This is a genomic window from Prevotella sp. MGM2 (assembly GCF_002933955.1).
GTDB lineage: Bacteria > Bacteroidota > Bacteroidia > Bacteroidales > Bacteroidaceae > Alloprevotella.
On sequence record NZ_BEWW01000279.1, the window covers coordinates 1 to 1,032 of the forward strand.

Sequence of the window (1,032 nt, forward strand, 5' to 3'; positions counted from 1 at the left end):
CGGTCGGACAGGCGGTATTCCTCCGCCAGACGGTGGGGCGACTTGCCGTCTCGGCGGGTCTCGCCGCTGTTTTTCTCCTTCATGAGAAAACGTTTTGAAAGGGGAATGAGCACGGCGGTGCCAACCAGAATGCAGACGATGCCGACCGGCGTGAAACCGAAAAAGCCGGGCGGGTTATCATAGCCGGCATGGACGAGCGCATCGCGCACAACGAGGTTGGGCGGCGTACCGATGAGCGTGAGAATACCTCCCAGCGAACTGGCAAACGCCAACGGTATCATCAGTTTGCCCGGATTGACGCCGGCTGTTTTCGACATGGCCAGAATGATGGGCAAGAGCAGCGCCACGGTGCCGGTGTTACTCACAAAAGCCGCTACAACGGACGTTACAATCATTACCAGAAAGAAGAGACGCTTTTCATCTGTTCCAGCCAGACTCAGGAGCCGGCCGCTGATGATTTTGGCCAGCCCCGTCTGAAAAACGGCACCGCCCACCACGAAAAGACCTATCATCATGACGACGGCAGAATTGGAAAAACCCGCCAATGCGGCTTTGGAGTCGATAACGCCTGTGGCCAGGAGTACGGCAGTGGAGCACAGGGCAATGATGTCGGAGCGGATTTTCCCCACCATAAAGGCTACAATGGTGGCGGCAAAGGTAAAAATGGTGATGCCCACTTGAGCGGCTTGCGTGTCGAGCCATTGGGCCATACTGAGTAAAGGTTCCATGATAAAAGGTTAAGTTAGTTCTTTGGCATTCGCCACAGGGCGATGCTTTCATTTTTCGCGCTAAATTAATGTTTACCGCTGAAACGGCCAATTATAAAGCTGTAAAAATGATCCGTCGGCTGTTTTTATTGCCCTTCGGCAGAAGAAAAGGTACCGGTGCGAAAAGAAAAAAACTGTTTTATATGTAAAGCCCGCACATGATGTTCTTTCCAATTGCACCAATTGAACCGGAAAAGCCCTACCGACATCTTTAACTTTCATTTTTTGCAATCTAAACCTTTCAAAACACACGGATAAGTTGAAA

Annotated in this window: 1 protein-coding gene; it reads right to left on the minus strand. The window is 51.4% G+C overall.

The features are described 5' to 3' along the window. Positions 1-728, minus strand: a 728-nt coding sequence (locus tag C5S62_RS07200) for an SLC13 family permease (RefSeq protein ID WP_223301178.1), incomplete at its 3' end; no start/stop codon positions are given. Between the last annotated feature and the right edge of the window lie 304 nt (positions 729-1,032).